Genomic DNA, 7958 nt, shown 5'->3' on the forward strand with positions numbered 1-7958 from the left:
GGGGAGTAGGGGAGTAGGTTGGGTTCGAGGGCATTCCAAACACACTCCCTTATTCCCCTGCTCCCTTACTCCCATAAATTCTAATTCCCCAGCGCCAACTGATCCGTGATCTCAAACCGCTCCGAGACGCCGACACGGATCATGTTGAGGCTGCCTTCCCTGGTGAAGCGGAAGTCGCCGGGCGCGTCGGAACCGGCCGGCTGGCCGGCACGGAAAGAGATGATGCGCGTGCCGCCATCGGGCCAGGTCACAGTGATGTTCGCCTTGTCGGCGCTGTGCACCACGCTGACCTTGCAGCGCTCCATCGGCTGGCCGACATAGCGGGCGCAGGGAATTTCGGGGCCAGAAGCCAGCGTCGGAGCGGAATCAAGCGGGACGTCAGGCGCCGCCAGCGCCAGTAGGTACGCATCCTGCATGGCGGCGTGGCCGATTTCCTCTGGCGATTTCGGCGTGCTTTCTGCTGCCGGACCGGCGCCGCCAAGCCGCGCCGTCAGGTCGGGCGGTGCGACCGGCGCGCTGTCGGCTGAGCCGGTGGCCTGCGATTGGTCCGGTGCCGAGGCCTGCTCGGCCCCACTGCCGGTGGAGGCAATCACCGGCGCACCGGCCGGTCTTGGCTCACCTTCGACATAGGGGTTCGGATTGAGGGGGATGAGATAGCGCGCCGGCGCCCAGCCGCTCAGCTTCTCCTTGCCCGTGCTTTCGACCTTGCACCATTTGTAGCCGTTGATGTCGTTGCAGCCGAGATTGGTGACCATGTCGCCGCTGCTCAGCCGCGCCTCGACCGTGGCGACCGGCGATGCGGTGGTGCGGACCTTGAGAAGGTCGTCCGGCGCCAGGCCGGTGACGACGGAGATGACGAGCTCCGGCGCCTCTTGGGCCATCTCTTCAGCCATAGCGGGGGCAATCACCGGCCACGCCGTCATCAGCAGCGGAGCAGCAATCAGCGCATGGAGGTTTGTTCGGAGCGTAACTGTGCGCCTCATCGTTTGGCCGTGCGCTGATACCGTGCCGCGGCGGATCGAGCCCGCCGCAAGCCCGGCCGGTTTTATAAGGGACGACGCGGCGCCATGTAAGCCCGAAAATTCGGGCCGCCGTTTCGCCAGCCTTCAGCCGGGCAGGGGCATGAACCCGGTTCTGAGCGCGTGAGCCCATTCCGGCCGGCCCGCATGTTCGGCCTGCCTGGCGGCCGCCTCATGATCGTAGTCGACGGCGATGGCCTCGAAGCCGTCGGGCTGGCCGTTGCTGCCCGAGGTGACGATGCCGTAGCGCGCATGCGGCGAGCCCTGCTCGGAGACATGCGCCGGCGGCGTGGAATCGTCATAGGCAGGGCAGCCGATGCTGCCCGGATTGAAGATGACGGGACCGTCGGGGACGCGGATCAGTTCCGCGCGGTGGCTGTGGCCGCACAGCGCGATGCGGCAAGCCGGGTCGAGCGCCTTCAGCCGCCGCCGGATTGCCGTCAGCGGCGCGCGCACCAACTGGCCATTGACGATGGTATCAGTGAGATATTTCTCGTCATGGTCGGGACGGGCGTGGAAAGCGATGATTCCGGGTGCGATCTCCAGCGTCAACGGCTGGGCGAACAGCACCTGGCGCTGTGTCTCGGTCAGCCGCTCCTGCGCATAGACGTCGGAGGGCCACATGGTGTCATCAGCGGGGTCGGCGGCAACACGGCGGTCGTGGTTGCCGCGCACCGTCGGCAGGTTCAGCGCCTGCAGCCGTTCCATCGTTTCGCGCGGCCATAGCGGGCCGGAAACGCTGTCGCCGAGATTGACGGTCAGCTCGGCGCCGCCGCGCCGGCGCAGGTCGTCAAGCACGGCGTCGAGCGCCAGCACATTGCCGTGGATGTCGGCGAGGACGGCGATGCGCATTTCGGGAAGCTCCTGTGTGACGCCGCTTTTCCTTTTCCCCACGTTCGTGGGCGAAGAACCCAAGTCCTTCAGGGTCGGGCGTGCACTTCGATATCGTGGCCGCCAACCGCCGGCAGTGCGGGATCGTCGCCGGCGGCGGCGATGACGCTGTCGAGCAGGCCGGGGAAGCGGGCGTCGAGATCGGCCCGGCGCAGTGTGATCATGCGGTTGGTGCCGACCACCTCGGCGCGGGTGACGCCGGCCTCGCGCAATTTGGCGAGGTGGTAGCTCAGATTGGTCTTCGAGCCGAAATCGAGGAACTGGCTGCAGTTCAGCGGCACGCCCTGCTTGCTGGCGAGATAGCGCACGATGGCAAGCCGCGTCGGGTCGCCGAGCACGCCAAGCACGATCGGCAGGCTGATCTGGTCCGTATTGGGGTGTGGCAAGGTCATGGCTCGAAACTAAGCACAGTCGGGTCCGATTTCAACGCATCCATCATTGTTGGCTCCACATGGCCTTTCTCCGTCTCGCGCGAACCCCGCCCGGCCTGTGCTGACACAGGGCTGTCAGGAAGGTTCAGCTATTTTTCCCTGGCTTCATTGACATGATGCCCTGTTATGTCCAATTGTTCAATAACTTTTGAACTAAGGACATCCCGCCATGGACAAGCGCCTCTTCTGGCTCGCGCTCGGATCGTTCACGATCTCGACCGAAGGCTTCGTCATCTCCAGCCTTCTGCCCGACATCGCGGCGGATGCCGGCATCTCCATTCCGCTGGCCGGCACGCTGATTACCGCCTTCGCGCTCGCCTATGCGGTCGGCACGCCGATCCTGGCGACGCTGACCGGCGAATGGGACCGGCGCCGCGTCATCCTGTGGACGCTGGTGTTCTTCGTCATCGGCAACATCGCCGCCGCCTTGAGTTCCTCCTTCGAACTGCTTCTGGTCGCGCGCATCGTCATGGCGCTGTCGTCGGGCCTGTTCGCCGCAACCGCGCAAGGCACGGCGGTGGCGCTGGTCGATGATCATCACCGGGCGCGTGCCATCGCCGTCGTCGTCGGCGGCACCACTGTGGCCGTTGCGCTCGGTGCGCCGCTGGGCGCGCTCGTTGCCACCGTCGCCGGCTGGCGCGGCACCTTCTTTGCCATCGCCGGCCTTGGCGCGCTTGCAGGCGCGATCCTGTGGTACCGGCTGCCGCAGGGCATCGTCGGCACCAGGCTGCCCTTGAAGCGCAGGCTGGCGGCAGCGCTGCGTCCAGGCGTGATGCCGATCCTGTTGACGACAGTGCTGGCGCTGATCGGCGCCTTCACCGTCTTTGCCTATGTCGCGCCGCTTGCCATCGAGGGCGGCGGTCTCAGCCAGATCGCGCTGCCCGGCATGCTGCTCGCCTTCGGCGTCGGCGCCGTCATCGGCAACATTGGCGGCGGCCAGGCCGCCGACCGGTTCGGTGCGACCCGCACCGTCGGCTGGTCGCTGGCGCTGAGTGCAGCCATGCTGGTCTTATTGTCGGTCATCCCGACCTTCCTGCCGCACCATATTGCCGGGCCGGCGCTGATGGCGATGATGGTGCCGTGGGGCATCGTCGGCTGGGCGTTCCCGCCGGCGCAGGCGAGCCGCATCATCAAGCTGGCGCCCGATGCCGCCCCGATCGTGCTGTCGCTCAACGCCTCGGCGCTCTATCTCGGCGTGGCGCTGGGTGCCGTGGTCGGTGGTGCCGTGCTGCGCTACGGCGCGCCGGCCGATCTCGGCCTGGTCGCCGCGATCTTCCCGATCGTCGGGCTTGGCGTCGTGGTCGCCGGCCGCTGGGCGGCTCGGCCTGTAGAAATGCCTGCCGAGTAGAGTCTTTGGCAAACGCTGGCCTTAGGGCGTGGCCGGCGGCAGATCAAAATCCAGCGCGGCGATCTCATCCAGAGCCGCGCGCAAATCTTCGGCCTTGTCCTTGCCGACGACATCCTCGAAACGCTGCTGGGCGATTTGCCACAGTTTCATCGCTTCCTCGATCTTGTCCAGGCCCTTTGGCGTCAGTCGTACACGCTTGACGCGGCGGTCCTCCGGGTCGGCGAAGGTCTCGACATAGCCGTCGCGGATCAGCGGTTTCAGCGTATGGCCGAGCGCCGACAGGTCCATGATCAGCGACGTGGCGATGGCGCCCATCGCCGGCTCATCGCCCATATGGATCTGGTAAAGCAGGCCCTGCTGCGTCGCCTTGAGGCCTGACGGCTCCACCACATCATCATAAAACTTGCCGAGCTTGCGCGCCGCGCGGCGCAGGGCGGCGTTGTTGCAGAGCGTGAGGCCGGGCAGGCTGTCCTTTGACATGATGGTCCCTGGCGCCGGGGAATGAGGCCCGGCTGCTCCCCTCAAATAATCCCCGCCCGTCTCATTGACAAGATAGTGGCATATGCCTACTTCACGATTAGTGGTATATGCCACTAAATCAGATCAAGCGGCTTTCCGGCAGCGCGGCAGATGCCACGGTGCCGGGGGTCATTCGAAACGAACAAGATCAGTTGAAGAAGGAACAGGACAATGAGTGGACAGGGCAACAAGGGCACGGCGGTCGTCACCGGTGCTTCGTCGGGCATCGGCGCGGTCTATGCCGACCGGCTGGCGGGGCAGGGCTACGATCTGGTGCTGGTGGCGCGGCGCGCCGACCGGCTGGAGGAACTGGCCGGGAAGCTGCGCCAGACCTATAGCCGCAAGGTCGGCGTGATCAGCGCCGATCTTGCAAACGACGATGATGTGCGCCGCGTCGAGCAAGCTGTAACAGCCGACGAGAGCATCACACTGCTGGTCAACAATGCCGGCATCGGCGGCCAGGCCGTCGTGGCCACCGCCGATGTCGACGCGGCCGAGCGCATGATCAAGGTCAACACCATCGCCTTGACGCGTCTAACCCGCGCCGTGCTGCCGGGGCTTTTGGCACGCAACCGCGGCGGCATCGTCAACATCGCCTCGGTGCTCGCCTTCGACACCTCCTTCGGCGGCATCTACAGCGGCACCAAAGCTTATGTGGTCAACTTCACCGAAGCCCTGCACCGTGAGGTCGAGGGCACCAATGTGAAGGTGCAGGTGGTGCTGCCGGGCGCGACCCGGACCGATTTCTGGGAACTTGCCGGCACCGATATCGCAAACGTTCCGAAGGAGATCATCATGACCGCCGACGACATGGTCGATGCCGCACTTGTCGGCTTGGCCAAAGGCGAGGCGGTCACCGTGCCCGCGCTTGCCGATGCGGCCAAGCTCGACACATTCCTCGGCGCCCGGCAAGCCTTTTACGGCAGCCTGCACGCCGACAAGCCGGCGGCGCGTTACGGGGTTTGACGTTTGAGAGGCTGGTTCGCTTTGCGAACCAGGACCCCCACCCCGCTGCTTCGCAGCGACTTGCCGGGGCGAGCCACGGGTCTCGCCCGTCCTTCGGACCCCCACAAGGGGGAAGGTTGGGGACGCGCGCCACCCTCCTTGAGGCTTGGAAAAGGCGCGCTCCCTACCTCCCCCTTGTGGGGAGGTCGGACCGAAGGCCCGGGTGGGGCTCCTGCGCTGACCTTGCAGGACTTGGCGTCTTATACCCATTCCGTGGCCGTCTACGCCGACCGCCACATCGGAATGATCGAGGCGGCCAGCACCAGCGCCAGCACGATGTTGAGCGCGCGCCATTGCCATTCGGTCTTGATCAGCCGCGCCAGCACCATGCCGGCCACGCACCACAGTGAAAGCGAGGCGGCGGCCGCGAGGCCGAAAGTGGCGCCGAGCAGCAGCGCGAGCTGCATCGGTCCGCTGGCCAATGCCGCGAACGACGCCGCGGCGCCCAATCCCATCGCCCATCCCTTCGGGTTCATCCATTGAATGCCGGCGCCGCCGAGAAAGCTGTTCGGCCTGGCCATGGTCACATCCAGATTAGGCGGTCCGCTGCGGCCGATCTTGATCGCCAGCCAGACGAGATAAAGTGAGCCGGTGACCTTCATCGCCAGTTGCAGCGAGGGCACGGCGAGCAGCAGGCCGGCAAGCCCGGCGGCAGCGGCACCCGTGACGGTGGCGAGGCCGGCGGCGCTGCCGACCAGCAAAGGCACGGAACGGCGAAAGCCGAACTGCGCGCCGGACGCGGTCGACAGGGTCGTGGCGATGCCGGGCGTGGTGGTGGCGACGATGGCAAACAGGATGAGCGGGAAAATGGGCTCGAGCATGCGGCGTCCTCGGTGGGAGGGCTGCCATCGTAGCTGCGCACGAACTTCAGTAAATGCAATGTTTGCTATGGTTGACATTAGCAAGCATAATGCCAACCATGATCCGAAATCTCGACATGGCGCTGATCCGCACCTTTACCACCGTTGCCGACAAGGCCAGCATGACAGCGGCGGCCAATGCACTGCACCTGACGCAAGGTGCTGTCAGCCAGCAGGTCAAACGGCTGGAGGAGGCGTTCGGCTCGAGCCTCTTCGAGCGCGACCGGCGCGGCTTGCGGCTTACGCGCGCCGGTGAACAGCTGTTCGGCAGGGGCAAGCGGCTGCTGGCCTTGAATGACGAGATCTGGGCCGAAATGGCTGGGAGCCCGGTGGCCGGCCAGGTGCGGCTCGGCGTGCCCTACGACCTTGTCGGCACCTTGCTGGCGCCGGTGCTGAAGACCTATGCCGAAACCTATCCGCAGGTCGAGATATCGCTGGTCTGCGCCTCGTCGCCAGAATTGACTGCTGCCCTTGCGGCCGGGACCATCGACCTTGCCGTGATCGAGGAACGCGCCGGCCCGTCGGCCGGCGAATGCCTCGTTGTTGACCGGCTGGTCTGGGTCGGTGCCAAGGGCGGCGTTGCCCGCGCCAAGCGGCCGCTGCCGGTGTCGATCGTCGCCGACACCTGCGCTTTCCGGCCGGCTGTGCTGGCGGCGCTCGGTGAGCATGGGCTGGAGTGGCGCACCGTGTTCGAGAACGGCAACATCGACGCGACGACCGCGACGGTGCGCTCCGACCTCGCCGTCACCACCTGGCTGGCCTCCACGGTGCCAGCCGATCTCGACATATTGCCATCGGAGTCCGGCCTGCCGCCGCTGCCGAATTTTGCCATCAACCTGCATCTGCCGAGGCATGGGGTAGGTCCCGCGGCGCAGGAATTCGCACGGCATATACGGGAAGGGCTGGCGCGGCGACCAGTCGCGGCTTGAAGCTTCTCAGAACTTGGGTTCCTCTCCCCCGTCGGTTGGGGGGAGAGGTGTCGAGCGAAGCTCGACCGAGTGGGGGGTCGATCTTTCATCGTGGGGCGAGGAACCCAGGTCCTGCTACTTCCAGTTCTTCCGCCGCTCGAGCTCGGCGTCCGACGGCTCTCCCGTGACAAACGACCCGACCTTGACCTCGCCCGCGCGTTCGTAGGTCGCCATGATGACGCCGGTGCCGGTTGCCTGCGACTTAATGAGCTTGAAGGCGGCCGGGATCGCGCTGTCGCCGAACAGCCGCTTGCCGTTACCCAGCAACAGCGGGAAGACCATCAGCCGGATCTCGTCGATCAGCCCGTTGGCGAGCAGCGTTCGGATCAGGTTGCCCGATCCCTGGATGAGCAGGTCGGGTCCATCCTCCTGCTTGAGGCGGCGCAACTCCGCAACGATATCAGGCCCGAGCGATTGCGTGTTCTGCCAGGTGAGGGTGTCGGGCCGATGCGTCGCGACATATTTGGTCGCAGGGTTGAAGGCATCCGCGATCGGATCTTTCTGATATGGCCAGTAGGCGGCGAAGATATCGTAGGTCCTGCGGCCGAGAAGCAGGGCGAAAGGCTTGGAGAACAGTTCATCCATCGCCGCGCCCCCCGCCTCGTCGAAGTAATGGAAGGTCCAGCCGCCGAACTTGAAGCCGCCGACCGGATCCTCTTGCGGGCCGCCGGGCGCCTGCATGACGCCGTCGAGGCTGATGAATGTCGCAGAGATGATCTTTCTCATTCCAATGCTCCCGTTCTTCGGTCCACGCCGTCGTGGCGGACTTCAGCCCAAGGACGGGCGACGAGCCACCGGTCCGACAGGACAGGACGAAATTTTGGAAAATCACCGTTGCTTGCGAGGCTCGGTGTGGAGATTTTCCGACGAGAACCAGACATCGCCTGATATGGCGGTGGCGGTGTCGTCCGGCGCCC

The 7958-nt window shown here is 65.6% G+C and carries 10 protein-coding genes; 4 read left to right on the plus strand and 6 right to left on the minus strand.

Annotated features, from left to right (window positions below; all coding sequences use genetic code 11):
- Positions 1-80: 80 nt before the first annotated feature.
- The 3 genes from EN949_RS29735 to EN949_RS29745 all read right to left on the minus strand — a co-directional run bounded on the left by EN949_RS29735 (position 81) and on the right by EN949_RS29745 (position 2302).
- A complete protein-coding gene (locus EN949_RS29735; RefSeq protein WP_164754639.1) occupies positions 81-983 on the minus strand; it encodes an SH3 domain-containing protein in 903 nt (300 codons plus the stop codon).
- A gap of 123 nt (positions 984-1106) precedes the next feature.
- Positions 1107-1871: a metallophosphoesterase family protein gene (locus EN949_RS29740; protein WP_127367653.1), complete on the minus strand. Its 765-nt coding sequence runs from the start codon at positions 1869-1871 to the stop codon at positions 1107-1109.
- Between the two features lie 68 nt (positions 1872-1939).
- The gene (locus EN949_RS29745) at positions 1940-2302 is read right to left on the minus strand and encodes a helix-turn-helix transcriptional regulator (protein WP_013530112.1); all 363 of its coding nucleotides are present in this window, start codon (positions 2300-2302) and stop codon (positions 1940-1942) included.
- Positions 2303-2510: 208 nt separating this feature from the next.
- Between EN949_RS29745 and EN949_RS29750 the strand changes: the two genes are divergently transcribed.
- On the plus strand, positions 2511-3689 hold the full coding sequence (locus EN949_RS29750; protein WP_013530113.1) for an MFS transporter: 1179 nt from the start codon (positions 2511-2513) through the stop codon (positions 3687-3689).
- Positions 3690-3710: 21 nt separating this feature from the next.
- On the opposite strand, the gene EN949_RS29755 is transcribed toward EN949_RS29750, so the two are convergent.
- Positions 3711-4169 carry a MarR family winged helix-turn-helix transcriptional regulator gene (locus EN949_RS29755; protein ID WP_024504123.1) on the minus strand — a complete coding sequence of 153 codons (459 nt, stop codon included), beginning with the start codon at positions 4167-4169 and terminating at the stop codon, positions 3711-3713.
- A 210-nt stretch (positions 4170-4379) separates the two neighbouring features.
- Between EN949_RS29755 and EN949_RS29760 the strand changes: the two genes are divergently transcribed.
- Entirely contained in the window at positions 4380-5174 is a 795-nt protein-coding gene (locus EN949_RS29760; protein WP_013530115.1) for an SDR family oxidoreductase, read from the plus strand.
- A 260-nt stretch (positions 5175-5434) separates the two neighbouring features.
- Here EN949_RS29760 and EN949_RS29765 read toward each other — a convergent pair whose 3' ends face one another.
- Positions 5435-6034 (minus strand): LysE family translocator, encoded by a 600-nt coding sequence (locus tag EN949_RS29765; protein ID WP_127371868.1) that lies wholly within the window; start codon positions 6032-6034, stop codon positions 5435-5437.
- Positions 6035-6132: 98 nt separating this feature from the next.
- Between EN949_RS29765 and EN949_RS29770 the strand changes: the two genes are divergently transcribed.
- Positions 6133-7002 carry a LysR substrate-binding domain-containing protein gene (locus tag EN949_RS29770; RefSeq protein ID WP_127367405.1) on the plus strand — a complete coding sequence of 290 codons (870 nt, stop codon included), beginning with the start codon at positions 6133-6135 and terminating at the stop codon, positions 7000-7002.
- A 114-nt stretch (positions 7003-7116) separates the two neighbouring features.
- On the opposite strand, the gene EN949_RS29775 is transcribed toward EN949_RS29770, so the two are convergent.
- Positions 7117-7767 carry a dihydrofolate reductase family protein gene (locus EN949_RS29775; RefSeq protein WP_127371172.1) on the minus strand — a complete coding sequence of 217 codons (651 nt, stop codon included), beginning with the start codon at positions 7765-7767 and terminating at the stop codon, positions 7117-7119.
- On the opposite strand from EN949_RS29775, the gene EN949_RS36200 reads away from it, so the two are divergent.
- Positions 7754-7958: hypothetical protein (locus tag EN949_RS36200; RefSeq protein ID WP_206534974.1), on the plus strand; the 205-nt coding region annotated here is incomplete at its 3' end. The genes EN949_RS29775 and EN949_RS36200 overlap by 14 nt on opposite strands.

Origin of the sequence: Mesorhizobium sp. M7A.F.Ca.US.007.01.2.1, assembly GCF_003998165.1 — a bacterium.
GTDB classification, from domain to species: domain Bacteria; phylum Pseudomonadota; class Alphaproteobacteria; order Rhizobiales; family Rhizobiaceae; genus Mesorhizobium; species Mesorhizobium ciceri.